Genomic DNA, 16,074 nt, shown 5'->3' on the forward strand with positions numbered 1-16,074 from the left:
CACGTCTCTTTCGTTCGTGATACTAACGTTCGTCGCACTAATGAACTTACATCGTTAGTGCCACTAACGCAACGGGATAGGATCACCGGCATGAGCCACGACATGAGCGACGCCGGCGACCAGGCCGCCCCCGCCCGCCTGCGCGGCCTGCCGAGCCGATTGCTGGCCCACGTCGCGATGCAGGCCGACCGCCTGGTCAGCGAACGGCTCGCGGGCGCCGACGCGCGCAAGTGGCACTACGCGGTGCTCGTCGCGCTGCGCGATTCCGGCCCGGCCAGCCAGGCGGAGCTGAGCCGGCGCACCGGGATCTACCGCAGCGACATGGTCGCGCTGCTCAACGAGCTGGCCGAGCGTGACCTCGTCGAGCGCGCGCCCGACCCCGGCGACCGCAGGCGCAACGTGATCTCCCTGACCGAGCGCGGGCGCGACCGGCTCGCCGGGCTCGACACGCTGATCGACACCGTCCAGGACGACCTGCTGGCCCCCCTGACCGGCCCCGAGCGGGACCAGCTCGTCGGGCTGCTCGCCCGACTGCGCGACCACCACTCCCGACCACCCCAATAGTGGGCAAAAACCAGTAAAAGCCGAGGCGTGGGAGCTTGCCGACATACCTCCTGACCAGGGGGAACGCATGGCAGCGCCCGTCCGGTGACCCTAGCCTGTGCTGTGTTGGGACCGAGCCAGGAGGCGTCACCCCCATGACCGACATCAGCACCGGGCAGATGGTGCGGCTCCAGCGCGAACGAAGGGGCATGAGCACGACCGCGCTGGCGACCCAGTCCGGCTGCACCACCCGGCACATCGAACTGATCGAGCACGGTAAACGCACTCCCTCACTGCCCCTTCTCCGCGAGATCGCCAAGGTCCTCGGCGTACGGACCGCCGTGCTCCTGGGCGAGACCCCCCGCGACTCCCACGAGCCCAGCAGGCCGCAGATCCGCGACATCGAGCGCGCCCTGTTCGCCTGCCGCGCCGGCGAGCCCGACCTCGAACCGCCCGGCGCCGAGCAACTGACCGAACGCGTGGCGGCGGCGCGCAACGCCTGGTTCACCTCGGCCCGCCGGTACTCGATCCTGATGGCCGCGCTGCCCTCGCTGGTGGCCGACGCCGAGACCCTGGCGGCCGAGCGCACGCCCACGGCCTACCGGGCAGCCACGGACGCGTACATGCTGGCCAGGGGGGTGCTCAAGCACCTGCAACGGGTGGATCTCGCGCATCTGGCCGCCGACCGGGCCATGCGCTACGCCGAGGAGTCGGCCGACCCGCTGATGCTCGCCTGGGCCCACTGGAACCTCGGCCAGTCGATGCTCTCCGACGACATGCACCAGATCGCCCACGACGTGGCCCGGCGCGGCGTCGAGATCCTCGAACCCCATGTGCCCGACGGCGACGTACGGCACATCAAGGCCCTCGGCGCGCTGCACCTGCTGGCCGCCATCAGCGCGGCCCGTGGCGGCGACGACGAGCAGGCCAGGGAGACCGTGCGCGGCATCGCCGCCCAGCTCGCCGACCGCGCCGACGACCACTCCGGCACCTACGACCTGGCCTTCTTCGGCCCCACCAACGTGGCCATCCACATGGCCAGCATCGAGCACGACACCGGCCGGCCCGAGGCCGTGCTGCGCCTGGCCGACGACATCGACATCCGCAGGACGCCCTCCATCGAGCGGCGCACCACGCACCTGTGCCAGGTCGCCCGCGCCTGCGAGGACCTGGGCGACGACGCCGCGAGCCTGGTCTACCTGCTGCGGATCGAGCGCGAGAGCCCCGAGGAGCTCGACCACAAGCTGTTGCTGCGGGAGATGGTGCGCTCGCTGGCGCGCCGGGCGCGGCCGTCGTGGGCGCCGGAGGTGCGCTTCCTCGCCGAACGCCACAACATCGACGTGTGAGCCCCGCGACCGAACTTTGAGTTCGCTCCGGCCGAACGGGGAGATCTGTCGCCGCGGTTCGTCACCGAGCGGCGCCGGAGTGGCACTGTGCGTCCATGACCACAACGCCGAGTGCCACCGTCGTCATGGAACGCCTGCTGGAGGAGGCGATGCGCGAGTTCCCCGGCTGGGCGTTCAGCCGGGGGCGAGCGGGATGGACCGCCGTGTCGGGCGACGTCCGGCTCACCGGCCGGAGCCTGGCCGCGCTCCGCGCCCGCCTGCGTGTACGCCCCCTCGACCGGTCAGGCGCGCGCCCGGGATGACCCGTGAGGGGCGGCGGCCCGCCGCCCTTCCGGCGTCACAGCTTGGGCAGGAAGCCCACGCGGTCGCGGACCTCGGCCATCGTCTGCCGGGCCACGGTCGCCGCGCGCTCGGCGCCGACGGCCAGCAGGCGGTCGAGCTCGGCCTCGTCGGCCAGCAGCTTCTCCGTGCGCTCCCGGATCGGCGTGAACGTCTCCACGACCGCCTCGGCGACGTCCTTCTTGAACGTGCCGTAGCCCTGGCCCTCGTAGCGGGCGACCAGGTCGGGGATGGGGGTGCCGGTCAGCGCCGACTGGATGCGCAGCAGGTTGGAGATGCCCGGCTTGTTCTCCTCGTCGAACAACACCTCCGAGCCCGTGTCGGTCACCGCGCGCATGACCTTCTTGCGCAGCGGCCCCGGCTGCTCCAGCACGTCGAGGATGCCCGCCGGGCTGGAGGACGACTTCGACATCTTCGCCATCGGGTCCTGGAGGTCGGTGATCTTCTCGACCTCCTTGAGGATGTACGGGTCGGGCAGCGTGAACGTGTCGCCGAAGCGGTGGTTGAAGCGCTGGCCCAGGTCGCGCGTGAGCTCCAGGTGCTGCTTCTGGTCGGCCCCCACCGGGACGGCGTTGGCCTGGTAGAGCAGGATGTCGGCGGCCTGGAGGATCGGGTAGGTGAACAGCCCGACGCTGGCCGCGCTCTCGCCGAACTTGGCCGACTTGTCCTTGAACTGCGTCATCCGGGCCGCCTCGCCCATGCCGGTGAGGCAGATCAGGATCCAGGCGAGCTCGGTGTGCTCGCGCACGTGCGACTGCACGAAGACGGTCGAGCGCTCGGCGTCGAGCCCGGCGGCGAAGAGCTGCGCGGCGGCCACCCGGCTGCGCCTGCGCAGGGCGGCGGGCTCGGTCGGCACGGTGATCGCGTGAAGATCGACCACGCAGTAGAAGGCGTCGTGGGTCTCCTGCATGGTGACCCACTGACGGACCGCACCCAGGTAGTTGCCCAGGTGGAATGAGTCCGCGGTGGGCTGGATGCCGGAGAGAACACGAGGTCTGGCCATGGCAGGCAATTGTGTCAGGAATCCTGGTCGGGCGGCGACTCGACGGCGGCCCGGCGTTTCACCCTCACCCGCGCGATGCGGCGGCCGTCCAGCTCGGTGACCGTGAGCTCGAAGCCCTGGATCTCCACCTTCTCACCGGCGGCCGGAACGTGCCCCAGCATGGCCATCACGAACCCGCCCAGCGTCTCGTACGGGCCGTCGGGCAGCCGTACGCCGGTCTCGGTGGCGAAGTCGTTGAGGTTGGTCAGGCCGTCGATCTCGATCTCGCCGGCGGGCAGGACGACGACGTCCTCCTCGACGTCGTACTCGTCCCTGATGTCGCCGATCAGCTCCTCGACCAGGTCCTCCATGGTGACGATGCCGGCGGTGCCGCCGTACTCGTCCACCACGATGGCCAGGTGCTGGCCCTCGTCGCGCATCTCGTTCAGGGTGCTCAGCAGGCGCTTGGAGGCGGGCACGAACTTGGCGGGCCGGATCGGCACGACCACGCTGATCGGCTCGGTGCGCCCGATCAGCTCGGGGTCGAGCAGGTCGCGCACGTGCACGAAACCGATGACCTCGTCGTATGACTCGCGGTACACGGGGAAGCGGGAGTGCGGGAGCGCGGCGGCCAGGTTCGCGGCCTCGGCCAGCGGCGTCTCGGCGTCCATGAACTCGACCTCGGTGCGGGGCAGCATGACCTCGCGGAGCTGGCGCTTGCCGGCGGCGAACACCTCGGCGATGAGCTTGCGCTCGTCGGCGGTGAGCTCGGCGTGCCCGACGACCATGTCGCGCAGCTCCTCGGTGGTGACCTCCTCCCGGTCGGCCTCCGGGTTGCCGCCGAGCAGCCGGACGACCAGGTCGGTCGACTTCGACAACATCCAGATGATCGGCCGTGACAGGGAGGCGATCCGGTCGAGGAAGGGCGCGACGAACAACGACAGGCCCTCGGTGCGCTGCAGGGCCAGCCGCTTGGGGGCCAGCTCGCCCAGCACCAGCGAGACGTACGAGATGGCCAGCGTCACCAGCACGAGCCCGAGCACGGGCGCGACGCCGTGCGGCACCCCCCAGCGTTCGAGCACCGGGACGAGCTCCATCCCGAGCCGGTCGGCGCCGAAGGCGGCCGAGAGCATCGTGGCGACGGTCACCCCGATCTGCACGGCCGACAGGAAGCGGTTGGGGTCGCGGGCGAGCTTGGCCACGCGCTCGCCCCTGCGGCCACGCCCGGCGAGCTTGCGGACCTGGCTCTCACGCAGGGAGACCATCGCGATCTCCGCACCCGCGAAGAACCCGCCGACCAGGATGAAGAGCAGGACCAGGGCGATGTTCGCCCCGAGGGTGTCAAACATGGTGGTTGGCAGCGTACTCGGCGGGTTTCCCGCGTATGCTGAACGGCAAGCCGTACAAAATCAAACATATCTAAACAGGAGTGAACATGAGGCTGTTGGTCACCGGAGGCGCCGGGTACGTCGGCAGCGTCGTCGCCGCGCAGCTCGTCGAGGCGGGGCACGAGGTGACCGTGCTCGACGACCTGTCCACGGGCCACGAGGACGCGGTCCCCGAGGGTGCCCGGTTCGTCCGCGAGTCGATCACGAACGCCCACGACGCGCTCGACGGCATCGACGCGGTGCTGCACTTCGCGGCCAAGTCCCTGGTGGGCGAGTCGGTGGAGAAGCCCGGCCTTTACTGGGCCAACAACCTCGGCGGCACGCTGGCCCTGCTCGACGCCATGCGCGACCAGGGCGTGCGCAGGATCGTCTTCTCCTCCACGGCGGCCACGTACGGCGAGCCCGAGCGCTCCCCCGTCGAGGAGGGCGACCCGACGCGCCCGACCAACCCCTACGGCGCCTCCAAGCTGGCCGTGGACACCGCCCTGAGCGCCTATGCGGGCATCCGCGGGCTCGGCGCGGTGAGCCTGCGCTACTTCAACGTGGCCGGCGCCTACGGCCGCTTCCGCGAGCGGCACACGGTCGAGACCCACCTCATCCCGAACGTGCTCAAGGTCGCCACCGGCGAGCGCGACTCGGTGAGCGTGTTCGGCACCGACTACCCCACCGCCGACGGCACCTGCGTGCGCGACTACGTCCACGTCAGCGACCTGGCGCGGGCGCACCTGCTGGCCCTTGAGGCGATCGCCGAGGGCGAGCACAAGATCTACAACCTGGGCAGCGGCACCGGGTTCAGCGTGCAGGAGGTGATCTCGGTCTGCCGCGAGGTCACCGGCCACGAGATCCCGGTCGTCGTCGGGGAGCGGCGGCCCGGCGACCCGGCCGTCCTGGTGGCCTCGTCCGCGCGGATCCAGCGCGACCTGGGCTGGAAGGCCGAGCGGGCGGCGCTGCGCGACATCGTCTCCGACGCGTGGACGGCACTTTCCAGGAACGCCTGATGCGGGTGGCGAGTATGTGCTGTGATACCCAAATGTGAGGAGCTTTTCACCAAGGGTCACGAAGCTGGTCTTTGGTGCCCTCATCCTGCTGGGCAGCCTCGCCGCGGCGGCCGGGGTGCTCTTCGCGACCTCCCAGCCCGCGCCGGCCGCCCAGCCCGTCCCCTCCTGCCCGGGGGTGGAGGAAAAGGACATTCCGGGTGACCAGTAGCGTGTTCCGCCGTGTCACTCCTCCCCGAGAGCGGGCCCGTGCGCGCGCTCACGTACGCCACCCTCCTGCGTTCCGTCGGCCGCGGCCTGTTCGTCACGGTGAGCGTGCTGTTCTTCAAGCTGTCGGTCGGCCTGTCGGACGCTGAGATCGGGCTGGGGATGACGATCGCCGCGGCCGTCGGGCTCACCGCCGGGCTGCCGGCCGGACGGCTGGCCGACCTGGCCGGGCCGCGCGGCGTCCAGATCGCCTTCTCGGCCGCGGGTGGGTTGCTGGTGCCGGTGTATGCCCTGGTGTCGGGGTTCGCCGGGTTCGTGGTGGTGGCCGCCCTGGTGACGTTCGCCGAGGCCGCGGAGGGCACCGCGCGGGCGGCGCTGGTCGGCGGCGCGGTACCGGGGCCCGACCGGGTGCGGGTGCGCGCGTACCTGCGGGCCGTGACCAACGTCGGCTGGTCGGTCGGCGGGCTCGGCGCGGGCGCGGCGCTGCACTTCGACAGCAGGCCCGTGTACCTGGGGATGATCTTCGGCTGCGCGCTCTGCTACCTCGGGAGCGCGGCGCTGACGCTCCGGGTGCCGCCGGTCGCGCCGGTCCGGCGGAAGGCGGGCGAGCCGGTCTGGATCGTGCTGCGCGACCGGCCGTACGCGGCGCTGGCGCTGCTCAACGCGGTGCTGTTCATGCAGAACGGGCTGCTCACCATCGCGATCCCGCTCTGGGTGGCCGGCCGCACGTCGGCGCCCACGTGGACGGTGGCCGCGGTCGCCATGATCAACACCGTCACCGTCACGCTCCTTCAGGTGCGGCTCAGCCGCGGCACCGACGACGCGGCCGGCGCGGCCCGCGCCCAGCGCCGCTCGGGTGTGTTCCTGCTGCTGGCGTGCGTGTTGCTGGCCCTGGCCGCCGGGCAGCCGGTCTGGGTGGCGCTGGTCGCCCTGTTCGGCGGCGCGCTGCTGCACGTCTTCGGGGAGCTGCTGCAGGCCGCCGGCTCGTGGGGGCTGTCGTACGAGCTGGCCCCGCCGCAGGCCATCGGCCAGTACCAGGGCCTGTACGGGATGGGCCAGCAGGTGGCCAACATCGTCGTGCCCGCCGTCATGACCACGGTCATCGTGGGCTGGGGGCTGCCGGGCTGGCTGCTGTTCGGCGGGCTCTTCCTGGCGGCCGGGCTCGCCGTGCCGCCGGTGACCCGCTGGGCCGAGCGCACCCGCGCCGCCGCCCTCCCCCTCACGACGACGGACGCGCGCCCCCGCTGAGCCGGGGACGCGCGTCCGGTGTGTCGCGCCGGGTTCAGATGAGGCCGAGCTCGCGGACCGCGTCGCGCTCCTCGGTCAGCTCGCCCACGCTGGCGTCGATGCGCTCGCGGGAGAAGGAGTCGATCTCCAGGCCCTGGATGATCTCGTACCGGCCGTTGACCGAACGCACCGGGAAGGAGGAGATGAGCCCCTCCGGCACGCCGTACGAGCCGTCGGAGACGACGGCGGCCGAGGTCCACTCGGTGCCGTTGACCCAGTCGTAGACGTGGTCGATCGCGGCGTTGGCGGCCGAGGCGGCCGAGGAGGCGCCACGGGCCTCGATGATGGCGGCGCCGCGCTTGGCGACCGTCGGGATGAACGTCTCGCGCAACCACTCGCCGTCGACCTGCTCGGCCGCGACCTTGCCGCCGACCTCGGCGTGGTACAGGTCGGGGTACTGGGTGGCGGAGTGGTTGCCCCAGATGGTCATCTTCTTGATCTCGGTGACCGGGACCTGGAGCTTGGCCGCGAGCTGGGACAGCGCGCGGTTGTGGTCGAGGCGGGTCATCGCGGTGAAGCGCTCGGCCGGGACGTCGGGCGCGTTCTGCTGGGCGATGAGCGCGTTGGTGTTGGCCGGGTTGCCCACGACCAGGACCCTGATGTCGTCGGCGGCGTGCTCGTTGATCGCCTTGCCCTGGGGGCCGAAGATGCCGCCGTTGGCGCCGAGCAGGTCGCCGCGCTCCATGCCGGCCTTGCGCGGCATGGCGCCGACCAGCAGGGCGACGTTGGCGCCGGCGAAGGCGACGTTGGCGTCGTCGGTGATCTCGATGCCGGACAGCAGCGGGAACGCGCAGTCGTCGAGCTCCATGGCGGTGCCCTCGGCCGCCTTCACCGCCTGCGGGATCTCCAGCAGGCTCAGCTTGACCGGGACGTCAGCGCCGAGCAGCTGTCCCGACGCGATGCGGAACAGCAGTGCGTAGCCGATCTGACCGGCGGCCCCGGTGACGGTTACCTTGACGGGCGTGGCCATGGCCTTCCCCTAACTCACAGGATGAATTCGTTGGACTTTCGGATGTTACCGCTCGTCATTCGCAGGGCTCCATCGCGGGCACCTTCAGCTCGGGCGTGAAGTCGACCTTGCCGAAGTGGCTGTTCAGGAGCTTCTTGATGGTGCCCTTGCGGTAGAGGTCGGCGATGACGCCCTTGACCGCGGTGCAGGTCTTGGCATCGCCGTCGCGTACGCCGACCGCGTACCGCTCGTTGTTCAGTTTGGCGCCGATGATCTTGTAGCGCATGTTCTCCCGGCTGGCGAACCCGGCCAGGATCAGGTCGTCGCCGGGCACCGCGTCCACCTTGCCCTGCCTGAGCAGGTCCATGCAGGCGGCGTAGTCGCCGGCGGTCACGGGCTCGACCTTCACCTTGTCCTGCACCTCGCCGACCGTCGGGCTGTTGGGCGCGCAGATCTTCCTGCCCTTCAGGTCCTCCAGGGCGTCGATGTCCGTGCCCGCGCGGACCAGCACGTCGTGGTGGGCCACGTAGTACGGTCCGGCGAACTCGACCTCGCTCCGGTCCACCGAGTACGTGGCGACCACCAGATCGACCCTGCCGTCGGCCAGCGCGCCCGCCCGGTCGTCCCGGCTGACCCGGGCGAACGTGGTCTCCTCGGCCCCGAGCGCGGCGGCCACGAGCTTGGCCACCTCGACGTCGAAGCCGGCGAACTCGTCGCCGTTCTGCAGGCCGACGCCCGGCAGGTCGCCCTTCACGCCGATGACGATCTTCCCGGTCTGGGCGACCTTGTCCACCACCGAGGTGAACGTGGGAGGCCGCTGGGTCTTCTTGCCCGTCGTCGCAGGGGTCACGACCTCGCCCCTGAACGCCAGCGGCGACCAGCCGTTCGCCATCGCCGCGACGGCCGCGACCACCAGCATGACGAGGGCGGCGGCCAGCGCGAGCCACACCTTGAGCCGCCGCCGGGCGCCGGACGGCACGGGTTCGGCGAGGGGCCGCGGCACCGGGCCCTGGCCGGGCGGCGCCGTCTCCATGTGCCCTGCGACACCGCCGGCGCCTGTCCCGGTCCCTGTGCCGGTCCCTGTCCCGGTCCCTGTGCCGGTCCCTGTGCCGGTCCCTGTCCCGGTCCCTGTGCCGGTCCCTGTGCCGGTCCCTGTGCCGGGGGGCGCGGTCGCCGGCCCCGCATGGCTCTGCTGCCCGGTCGTGCGGTCGTGACGGGGTTGCTGCCCGGTCGTGCGGTCGTGGACGGGGGCCGTGCCGGACGTCGGGCGGCCGGGGCCCGCGGGGCCGGCGGGGTGGACGGGGTGACCGGTGGCCTGCGTGGCGGGCCGTTCGGTGATGGACGTCGCCGACACCCGCGTGAACGGCGTCGTGTCGTCACCGGCCACCTGCACGCCCCGGGTGAGCACCGCCGTGGACGCTCCCGTGCCCGTGCCGGTCTGGCCGAGCAGGCGCAGCAGGAGCTGGTCGGCCGAGGGCCGCTCGTCGGGCGACTTGGCCAGCGCCGAGCGCACCACCCCCCGCAGCGGCTCGTGCATCATCTCCACGTCGACCTCGTGGTTCAGGATGCGGTTGAGCACCACTGCGATCGACTTGCCCTCGAAGGCCGCCTTCCCGGTGGCGGCGAAGGCCATGGTCGCCCCCCAGGCGAACACGTCCGTGAAGGGGCCGATGTCGTCGCCGGCGATCTGCTCGGGCGCCATGTACGCGGGCGTGCCGATCGCGCGGCTGGTGATCGTGCCGGTCGAGTCGATGATGCGGGCGATGCCGAAGTCGACCACGCGCGGCCCGTCGGCGGCGATGAGCACGTTGTCGGGCTTGAAGTCCCGGTGGACGATCGAGGCGTGGTGGATGGCGGTGAGCGCGGTGGCCGTGCCGATGGCCAGCCGGTCGAGCACCGTGCCGCCGAGCGGGCCGTCGGTCTCGACGATGTCGCGCAGCGCCCGCCCGTCGATGTACTCGCTCGCGATGTACGGCGTGTCGCCGTCGAGGTCGGCCTCCATCACCCGCGCGGTGCAGAAGGAGGCCACCCGCTGCGCCGCCTTCAGCTCCCTGGCGAAACGCGACCTGGCGATCGTGTCACCGCTGAACTTCACGTGCAGCAGCTTGATCGCGGCCCGCTCGCCCTGCTCGTTGACGCCCAGGTAGACGATCCCCTGGCCGCCTTCGCCGACCCGTCCGGACAGCCGGAACGATCCCAGCAGCGCGGGATCGCCGGCCACCAGCGGCGAGATCTGCGGCATTCGTCTTCCCCACGTTCACTGAACCCCAACCACGCAAACTTTACGACGCTCAGCAACTTCCCAGGGATCCGTTAACCGTTCGTGACTCACCGGTTTTTGCACAAAGCCCGTACACAGCGTCCATTCGGACCCTGTAACAACGGTCTTGACTGGTTAGTCGCAGATCATGGATCGGCCCTATGACGTGGTGCTCTTCGGAGCGAGCGGGTTCACCGGCGCGCTCACGGCCGCGTATCTGGCCAGGGCCGCGCCGCCCGGCGCGAGATGGGCGGTGGCCGGGCGCGACCGGGCCAAGCTGGAGCGGCTCGGGCTCGACGTGCCGATCCTGACCGCCGACGCCACCGACTCCGTCCCCTACGACCTCGGCGTCCTGCACACGGTCGAACTGCTGCCCCGGGGCGTCCCGCTGCGGGTCAGCGGCTTCCTGCGGGCCGCCATGCGCCCGTCCGGCGGCACGGTGGCCTCGGCCATGACGGTCTTGTCCCGCGCCCGGCAGACGCCCGCCTGCTCGACCGCTACGGCCCCGACTTCTCCCACCGCCAGCACTACGCCGTCAGGAGCCTGCCCGCGGCTCTGGCCACGGCGGCGGGCGCGGGCGCGGTGGCCGCCCTGGCCCGGATCCCCGCCGTCCGCGACTGGGTACGGGGACGGGTACCGCCCGGCGAGGGCCCGACCCCCGAACGCCGGGCGCGAAGCTGGTTCTCGGTCACGTTCCTGGGCGAGGGCGGCGGCGCACGCGTGCTGACCGAGGTGACGGGCGGCGACCCCGGCTACGACGAGACCGCCAAGATGCTCGGCGAGTCGGCCCTGTGCCTGGCCTTCGACGACCTGCCGGCCCGCGCCGGCCAACTCACCACGGCCTCCGCCATGGGCCGCCCCCTCATCACCCGCCTGAACACCGCGGCATCAGGTTCACCGGAAGGTCACTCCCCGGCGATCGTCAGTAGGGCAGGCTCCAGGTGGTGAAGGACTTGCGCAGGTACGGGTTCTTGAACTTCGGGTACGCGACCGTGCTGACGTCGCCGTCCGAGGTGTAGCGCATGTCCGGGTTGTTCTTGAGCCAGTCGAGCCAGGCCGCCGAGCAGAACTGGGCGCAGTCGCCCTTCTTCTCCATGACCCGGATCCGCGGGATGCCGCCCGGGTCGAACGCCTTGCTGAACGGCGAGGGCGCCGGCGTGTAACCGGCCAGGAACGCGCCGGCGTGGTTGTAGAACTTGCCGTGCAGCGCCCATTCCTTCTTGCTCGGCTGGTTGCCGTACGGCAGGGCGATGGAGTTCGGCTTGACCTTGGTCAGGTCGTCGATCTGCTTGGCGATGCCGCCGATCTGGTCCTCGACCTCCTTCTCCGAGCGTCCGCGCAGGTTGACGTGGTCACGGGTGTGGTTGCCGATGTCGAAGCCGTTGTCCTTGAGCCAGCCGAGCGTCTGGGCCTGCTCCTCGCGCACGGTCTTGCCGAACATGTCGCGGGTGACGTAGAAGGTGGCGGCCGGACGGAAGCCCGGGTGCTTGGCGGCCACCTCGCGCAGGATCGCCACGGCGGTGTCCGGTTGCGGGACGCCCATCTCGTTCAGGGTGAGCTGCGAGGGCGAGGAGTCGTCGAACGTGAGCACCACGGGATGCTTGCCCGCCGGGACGTTGATCTTCCCGGTCACCATCTCCGAGGCGCTGATCGGGACGTAGTCCTCCTTGACCAGCCGTTCGAGGTCCGAGCGGAACTGCTGCGGAGTCCTGTCGTCGGTGGTGGCCGGGTTCTTGATGACCCGGTGGAACATCAGCACCGGGATCTGGCCCAGTTCGTTCGCCTTGACCTTGCGCGCCAGCGCGATCTTGGCCGCCTTGCTCTGCTTCAGCCTGGCCGCGGCCTCGGCCTTGCTGTCGGTGATCTTGGCTGTGTCGGGCGGCGAGTCGCACCCGGTCAGGACGACGGCGACCGCGAGCAGCCCCGCTCCTGTCAAAATACCCAGTCGCATCCGAACCCCCCGAGACGCGTACGACTGTTACAGGTTGGGCCTTACCCAGGTGATCAACTGCGCCACGCCGCGACCTCGTCAAAGAAGCGTCAGGGATTGCGAAAAGCGTCACCGCAACCCGTGCCAGAGATTCGTCCCAGGTTCGGGAAAACACGACACAGGATGTCGGGTTTCCGGTCGAGCATGGTCCCACCGGCCGGCGCCGACCGCGGGGCCGGTACGTACGGACAGACAAGGACCTCAATGCGTGAAACCCCGCAGGAGCTCGAAGAGCTGCAGGCGCTCCTCGACGCCTCCCTCTCCCGCTCCACCTCGCACCTGCGCTCGATCGTCGCCGAGCGCACCCTGAACGCCGAGCAGCTCACCCGGGTCCTGACCGGCATGTGCACCCTCGCGCTGTCCACCGTGACGGCGAAGGGCGAACCGCGCATCAGCGGCGCGGACGGCCACTTCCTGCACGGCAGGTGGCTCTTCGGCACGGCACGCGACGCCGCCAAGGCGCGCCACCTCGCCGCCCGTCCGGTGGCCAGCGTCGCGCACATGCGCGGGGACGACCTGGGCGTGTTCACCCACGGCACGGTGGAGATCCTCAACCCGCGGGACGGCGAGCCGGCCGCCGACTGGCCCGGCCTGCTCGCCTACTTCAAGGACTTCTACGGCGAGAACGCCTTCGACTGGGACAACGACGTGGTCTACTACCGGCTGCACCCGCACTGGATGACCGTCTACGCCCCCGACCTGGCCAAGCTCACGTCCTGACCGCCGGCGCGGCTCTCACGCGTAGAGCCGCAGCAGGTCCTCCTCGCTCTCCCGGCGGACGATGGCCCGCGCCTCGCCGTCGCGCACCGCCACGACCGGCGGCCGGGGCACGTGGTTGTAGTTGCCGGCCATCGAGCGCTGGTAGGCGCCCGACACCGGTACGGCGAGCAGGTCGCCGGGCCGGACGTCGCCGGGCAGCGCGATGTCCCTGACCAGCACGTCGCCGCTCTCGCAGTGCTTGCCGACCACGGTGAAGGCGCTGGTGGGGGCGTCGGAGGCGCGGTTGGCCAGCGTGGCGGTGTAGGCGGCGCCGTACATGCCGGGGCGGGGGTTGTCGCTCATGCCGCCGTTCACGCTGACGTACCGGCCCTTGATCGTGCCGATCTCGTAGAGGGCCACCGTGGACGGCCCGGCGATGGACCTGCCCGGCTCGACGGCCAGGCGCAGGCCCGCGGTCTCCTTCCTGAGCACGGCGAGCAGCTCGGCGGGCGTGGGCGGGGTGGGGTCGTCCGGCGTGTAGGCGATGCCGAGGCCGCCGCCCAGGTCGAGCCTGGTGACGCCCACCTCGGCGGCGAAGGCGGCCATCCTGGCCGCGGCGGTGCCGAAGCCGTCCAGCTCGAAGATCTGCGAGCCGATGTGGGAGTGCAGGCCGTACAGCTCCAGCGAGGGCTCGGCGGTCACCTGCGCCACCGCGAGCGCGGCGGCGCCGGCGCTCAGCGAGAAGCCGAACTTGGAGTCCTCGCCGCCGGTGGCGATGAAGGCGTGGGTGTGCGGGTCCACGCCCGGTGTCACCCTGATCATCACCCGCTGCCGCACGCCCAGGGACGCGGCGATCCCGGCCAGCCTGGCGATCTCGGTGAAGGAGTCGACGACCACGCAGCCGATGCCCCACGCCACGGCCCTGCGCAGCTCGTCCGCCGACTTGTTGTTGCCGTGGAAGACGACCCGCTCGGGCGGCATCCCGCCGGCCATGGCCACGGAGAGCTCGCCGCCCGTGCAGACGTCGAGGGACAGGCCAAGCCCGTCCAGCCAGCGCACCACCTCGGGGCAGAGGAACGCCTTGCCGCCGTAGTGCACGTCGCCGTCGGGCAGCGCGTCCAGCCAGGCGCGGGCGCGGGCGGTGAAGTCGGCCTCGTCCAGCACGTACGCGGGCGTGCCGTGCACCCGGGCCAGTTCGACCGCGCCGATCCCGCCGAGATGCAGCTCCCCGTCGTGCCATGCGGCGGTCTGGGGCCAGATGTCCAAACTCATGAGGGGCGAGCGTAAGCAATCGCGAGGCCGGTGGGGGTCGAGCATCGACGGATTCGTTGCTGAGGGCCGCATGCCTTCACGAGGCTTGGTGGCGCCTGACTGCCTGGCCACCATGACATCCCATGCGAACACACCTGGTCATCGCCCTGGTGGCGGCCTGCGCTCTCGGCGCGGGGTGCGGGAGGTCCACCTCGGGTACGGCGACCCCCACGCCGCCCTCCTCGACCGGCAAGAGCGCCAAGGACCTCGTCCCCGAATCCGTACGGAAGTCGGGCGAGCTCCGCATGGCGACCTCGGAAGGCTATCCCCCGATGGAGATGTACAAGCCGGGCACCCAGGAGATGACCGGCGTCGACGCCGACCTGGCCGCGGCCGTCGGGGAGCGGCTCGGGCTGAAGACCCGGATCATCAACGCCTCCTTCGACGGTCTCATCCCCGGCCTGCAGGGCGGCAGGTGGGACATCGCCATGGCCGCGCTCAGCGACCTCGAACAACGCCGCAAGGCCGTCGACTTCGTCGACTACTTCAACGCCGGCGGCTCGATCATGGTCAAGAAGGGCAACCCCGAGGGCATCAAGACCCTTGAGGACCTGTGCGGCAAGAAGGTCGTCCTGGCCAAGGGCAGCTCCAACCTGGAGATCGGCAAGCGCCAGAACGAGAAGTGCGCCCAGAAGATGGAGATCATGCAGAGCGAGGACGCCCCCACCGGCCTGCTCACCATCGACTCCGGCCGCACCGTCGCCACCATCGTCGACTCCCCCGTGGCCGCCATGTACGCCAAGGAGACCGGCAAGTACGAGGTCCTGGCCGAGCAGTACGACGCCGGCCCCTGGGGCATCGCGATCGACAAGAAGCAGACCGGCCTGCGCGACGCCGTCGCCAAGGCGCTCCAGGAGCTGATCGACAGCGGCGAGTACGGCAAGATCCTGGAGAGGTACGGCACGACGGCCAACGCCGTGCCCAAGGTCACGATCAACACCGGCGCATGATGGAGCTCCCGATCGAGGCGGTGAAGCCGCCCAGGCCGGGGCGGCTCGTCGCGGCGGTGGTCGCGGCGCTGGTGATGGCGTGGCTGGCCTACACCGTCATCGTCAACCCCAACCTCCACTGGGACGTGATCGCCGAGTTCCTGCTGGACGGCCGCGTGCTCGGCGGCCTGTGGATCACGATCGCGCTCACCGCGCTGTCCATGGTCATCGGCGTCGCCCTCGGCGTGGTCGCCGCCGTCATGCAGCTCTCGGACAGCCCGGTGCTGCGCGGCGTGTCCGGCCTCTACACCTGGTTCTTCCGGGGCACGCCGCTGCTGGTGCAGCTCATCTTCTGGTTCAACATCGGCCTGGTCTTCCCCGAGATCGGGCTCGGCGTCCCGTTCGGCGGGCCGATGTTCCTCCAGTGGCCGGCCAACGAGCTGATCACGCCGTTCACGGCGGCGCTGCTCGGGCTGACCATCAACGAGGGCGCGTACATGGCGGAGATCGTCCGCGCCGGCATCCGCTCGGTCGATCCGGGACAGCGGGAGGCGGCCGAGTCGCTGGGCATGACGCACCGGCAGATCCTGCGCAGGGTCGTGCTGCCGCAGGCGATGCGGGTGATCATCCCGCCGACCGGCAACCAGTTCATCTCCATGCTGAAGACCACCTCGATGGTCTCGGTCATCTCCGGCGCGGAGCTGCTGACCGTCTCCCAGCGCATCTACCTGGACAACTTCGAGGTGATCGCGCTGCTGGTGGTCGCCTCAACCTGGTACCTGCTGCTCACCAGCGTGGCCACCGTCGGCCAGCGCTCCCTGGAGAGGAGGTTCAGCCGTGGCCACTAGC

At 70.8% G+C, this 16,074-nt stretch carries 16 protein-coding genes; 10 read left to right on the plus strand and 6 right to left on the minus strand.

Features of this window, described 5'->3' with window-relative positions:
- The first annotated feature begins 90 nt into the window (after positions 1-90).
- The 3 genes from ACIHAD_RS04045 (at position 91) to ACIHAD_RS04055 (ending at position 2,191) form a co-directional block, all read left to right on the plus strand.
- Positions 91-564 (plus strand): MarR family winged helix-turn-helix transcriptional regulator, encoded by a 474-nt coding sequence (locus tag ACIHAD_RS04045; protein ID WP_397352841.1) that lies wholly within the window; start codon positions 91-93, stop codon positions 562-564.
- A 134-nt stretch (positions 565-698) separates the two neighbouring features.
- Positions 699-1,889 (plus strand): helix-turn-helix domain-containing protein, encoded by a 1,191-nt coding sequence (locus tag ACIHAD_RS04050; protein ID WP_397352843.1) that lies wholly within the window; start codon positions 699-701, stop codon positions 1,887-1,889.
- A 95-nt stretch (positions 1,890-1,984) separates the two neighbouring features.
- Positions 1,985-2,191, plus strand: coding sequence for a hypothetical protein (locus ACIHAD_RS04055; protein WP_397352844.1), 207 nt, complete (start codon positions 1,985-1,987; stop codon positions 2,189-2,191).
- 35 nt (positions 2,192-2,226) lie between these two features.
- Here ACIHAD_RS04055 and trpS read toward each other — a convergent pair whose 3' ends face one another.
- Positions 2,227-3,231, minus strand: coding sequence for a tryptophan--tRNA ligase (gene trpS / locus ACIHAD_RS04060; protein WP_397352846.1), 1,005 nt, complete (start codon positions 3,229-3,231; stop codon positions 2,227-2,229).
- 14 nt (positions 3,232-3,245) lie between these two features.
- A complete protein-coding gene (locus tag ACIHAD_RS04065; protein WP_397352847.1) occupies positions 3,246-4,559 on the minus strand; it encodes a hemolysin family protein in 1,314 nt (437 codons plus the stop codon).
- A gap of 86 nt (positions 4,560-4,645) precedes the next feature.
- Between ACIHAD_RS04065 and galE the strand changes: the two genes are divergently transcribed.
- On the plus strand, positions 4,646-5,596 hold the full coding sequence (gene galE / locus ACIHAD_RS04070) for a UDP-glucose 4-epimerase GalE (protein ID WP_397352848.1): 951 nt from the start codon (positions 4,646-4,648) through the stop codon (positions 5,594-5,596).
- Positions 5,597-5,815: 219 nt separating this feature from the next.
- A complete protein-coding gene (locus ACIHAD_RS04075; RefSeq protein WP_397352849.1) occupies positions 5,816-7,048 on the plus strand; it encodes an MFS transporter in 1,233 nt (410 codons plus the stop codon).
- A 34-nt stretch (positions 7,049-7,082) separates the two neighbouring features.
- Here ACIHAD_RS04075 and ACIHAD_RS04080 read toward each other — a convergent pair whose 3' ends face one another.
- On the minus strand, positions 7,083-8,057 hold the full coding sequence (locus ACIHAD_RS04080) for a malate dehydrogenase (protein ID WP_357707730.1): 975 nt from the start codon (positions 8,055-8,057) through the stop codon (positions 7,083-7,085).
- Between the two features lie 55 nt (positions 8,058-8,112).
- On the minus strand, positions 8,113-10,278 hold the full coding sequence (locus tag ACIHAD_RS04085) for a serine/threonine-protein kinase (protein ID WP_397352850.1): 2,166 nt from the start codon (positions 10,276-10,278) through the stop codon (positions 8,113-8,115).
- A gap of 166 nt (positions 10,279-10,444) precedes the next feature.
- Here ACIHAD_RS04085 and ACIHAD_RS04090 point away from each other — a divergent pair, with 166 nt between their 5' ends.
- Together ACIHAD_RS04090 and ACIHAD_RS04095 are read left to right on the plus strand one after the other, a co-directional pair.
- Positions 10,445-11,023, plus strand: a complete 579-nt coding sequence (locus ACIHAD_RS04090) for a hypothetical protein (protein ID WP_397352851.1) — start codon at positions 10,445-10,447, stop codon at positions 11,021-11,023.
- Positions 11,017-11,244 carry a hypothetical protein gene (locus tag ACIHAD_RS04095; protein ID WP_397352852.1) on the plus strand — a complete coding sequence of 76 codons (228 nt, stop codon included), beginning with the start codon at positions 11,017-11,019 and terminating at the stop codon, positions 11,242-11,244. The genes ACIHAD_RS04090 and ACIHAD_RS04095 overlap by 7 nt, the downstream gene beginning before the upstream one ends.
- On the opposite strand, the gene ACIHAD_RS04100 is transcribed toward ACIHAD_RS04095, so the two are convergent.
- Entirely contained in the window at positions 11,219-12,247 is a 1,029-nt protein-coding gene (locus tag ACIHAD_RS04100) for a polysaccharide deacetylase family protein (RefSeq protein ID WP_364086091.1), read from the minus strand. The two genes, ACIHAD_RS04095 and ACIHAD_RS04100, sit on opposite strands and share 26 nt — an antisense overlap.
- Before the next feature lie 243 nt (positions 12,248-12,490).
- Between ACIHAD_RS04100 and ACIHAD_RS04105 the strand changes: the two genes are divergently transcribed.
- The gene (locus ACIHAD_RS04105; RefSeq protein WP_397352853.1) at positions 12,491-13,006 is read left to right on the plus strand and encodes a pyridoxamine 5'-phosphate oxidase family protein; all 516 of its coding nucleotides are present in this window, start codon (positions 12,491-12,493) and stop codon (positions 13,004-13,006) included.
- A gap of 15 nt (positions 13,007-13,021) precedes the next feature.
- Here ACIHAD_RS04105 and lysA read toward each other — a convergent pair whose 3' ends face one another.
- Positions 13,022-14,302, minus strand: a complete 1,281-nt coding sequence (gene lysA / locus ACIHAD_RS04110) for a diaminopimelate decarboxylase (protein WP_397352854.1) — start codon at positions 14,300-14,302, stop codon at positions 13,022-13,024.
- Between the two features lie 77 nt (positions 14,303-14,379).
- Between lysA and ACIHAD_RS04115 the strand changes: the two genes are divergently transcribed.
- Complete coding sequence (locus ACIHAD_RS04115; RefSeq protein WP_397352855.1) at positions 14,380-15,246, plus strand: ABC transporter substrate-binding protein; 867 nt, start codon at positions 14,380-14,382, stop codon at positions 15,244-15,246.
- A complete protein-coding gene (locus tag ACIHAD_RS04120) occupies positions 15,243-16,073 on the plus strand; it encodes an amino acid ABC transporter permease (RefSeq protein ID WP_397352856.1) in 831 nt (276 codons plus the stop codon). The genes ACIHAD_RS04115 and ACIHAD_RS04120 overlap by 4 nt, the downstream gene beginning before the upstream one ends.
- Position 16,074 lies beyond the last annotated feature (1 nt).

Source organism: Nonomuraea sp. NPDC052265, assembly GCF_044547985.1.
Classification (GTDB): domain Bacteria; phylum Actinomycetota; class Actinomycetes; order Streptosporangiales; family Streptosporangiaceae; genus Nonomuraea.

Bases quoted from the DNA above. Each gene is read 5' to 3' on its own strand.
- ACIHAD_RS04045 (WP_397352841.1), top strand. From the start codon at position 91: ATGAGCCACGACATGAGCGACGCCGGCGACCAGGCCGCCCCCGCCCGC.
- ACIHAD_RS04050 (WP_397352843.1), top strand. From the start codon at position 699: ATGACCGACATCAGCACCGGGCAGATGGTGCGGCTCCAGCGCGAACGA.
- ACIHAD_RS04055 (WP_397352844.1), top strand. From the start codon at position 1,985: ATGACCACAACGCCGAGTGCCACCGTCGTCATGGAACGCCTGCTGGAG.
- trpS (WP_397352846.1), bottom strand. From the start codon at position 3,231: ATGGCCAGACCTCGTGTTCTCTCCGGCATCCAGCCCACCGCGGACTCA.
- ACIHAD_RS04065 (WP_397352847.1), bottom strand. From the start codon at position 4,559: ATGTTTGACACCCTCGGGGCGAACATCGCCCTGGTCCTGCTCTTCATC.
- galE (WP_397352848.1), top strand. From the start codon at position 4,646: ATGAGGCTGTTGGTCACCGGAGGCGCCGGGTACGTCGGCAGCGTCGTC.
- ACIHAD_RS04080 (WP_357707730.1), bottom strand. From the start codon at position 8,057: ATGGCCACGCCCGTCAAGGTAACCGTCACCGGGGCCGCCGGTCAGATC.
- ACIHAD_RS04085 (WP_397352850.1), bottom strand. From the start codon at position 10,278: ATGCCGCAGATCTCGCCGCTGGTGGCCGGCGATCCCGCGCTGCTGGGA.
- ACIHAD_RS04090 (WP_397352851.1), top strand. From the start codon at position 10,445: ATGGATCGGCCCTATGACGTGGTGCTCTTCGGAGCGAGCGGGTTCACC.
- ACIHAD_RS04100 (WP_364086091.1), bottom strand. From the start codon at position 12,247: ATGCGACTGGGTATTTTGACAGGAGCGGGGCTGCTCGCGGTCGCCGTC.
- ACIHAD_RS04105 (WP_397352853.1), top strand. From the start codon at position 12,491: ATGCGTGAAACCCCGCAGGAGCTCGAAGAGCTGCAGGCGCTCCTCGAC.
- lysA (WP_397352854.1), bottom strand. From the start codon at position 14,302: ATGCTCGACCCCCACCGGCCTCGCGATTGCTTACGCTCGCCCCTCATG.
- ACIHAD_RS04115 (WP_397352855.1), top strand. From the start codon at position 14,380: ATGCGAACACACCTGGTCATCGCCCTGGTGGCGGCCTGCGCTCTCGGC.
- ACIHAD_RS04120 (WP_397352856.1), top strand. From the start codon at position 15,243: ATGATGGAGCTCCCGATCGAGGCGGTGAAGCCGCCCAGGCCGGGGCGG.